The organism is Campylobacter bilis (genome assembly GCF_016806695.1).
GTDB classification, from domain to species: Bacteria; Campylobacterota; Campylobacteria; order Campylobacterales; family Campylobacteraceae; genus Campylobacter_D; species Campylobacter_D bilis.
In genome coordinates, this window is the sequence record NZ_WUED01000039.1 from 1 (window position 1) to 740 (window position 740).

1 protein-coding gene is annotated in these 740 nt (G+C 37.7%); it reads left to right on the forward strand.

The genetic code is table 11. From position 1 onward, the window contains the following. On the forward strand, positions 1-740 hold a 740-nt coding region (locus GRQ01_RS07560), incomplete at both ends, for a flagellin hook IN motif-containing protein (RefSeq protein WP_282958812.1).

The window sequence follows — 740 nt, forward strand, 5'->3', positions numbered from 1 at the left end:
GATGAAAACGGTGCTTTAGTCTCAGCTATTAATTCGGTTAAGGATACTACAGGGGTGCAAGCTTCAAAAGATGAGAACGGTAAGCTTGTATTAACTTCTGCTGATGGTAGAGGCATTAAAATCACTGGAGATATAGGTGTTGGTTCTGGTATTTTAAGGGAGCAAAAAGAAAATTATGGAAGATTATCCTTAGTAAAAAATGATGGTAGGGATATTAATATTAGCGGAACCACTCTTTCAGCCATAGGTATGGGAGCAGGTGATCTTATTTCTCAAACTTCGGTATCTTTAAGAGAATCTAAGGGTCAAATTGATGCTAATGCTGCTGATGCTATGGGCTTTAATTCTTTTAAAGGCGGTGGAAAACAAATTATAATAGGTCATTCTTCTGTTTCTGCATACATGAGTTCTGATGGTAGCGGTTTTTCTGCAGGTTCAGGTTTTTCTGAGGGTAGCGGTAAAAATATGTCAATAGGTTTAGCATCTGGAATTTTTGTTGTTTCTCAAATGACTGCAGCTAGTAATGTATATAATGTCTCTACAGGTTCAGGTTTTTCTGAAGGTTCTGGTAATTCTCAATTTGCTACTTTAAAAACTTCAGCAGGTAATGCAGCAGGTGCTGTAAGTGAAACAGCGGGTGTGACTACACTTAAAGGAGCTATGGCAGTAATGGATATTGCTGAAACAGCTATAACTAATCTTGATCAAATCAGAGCAGATATAGGTTCGGTGCAAAATCA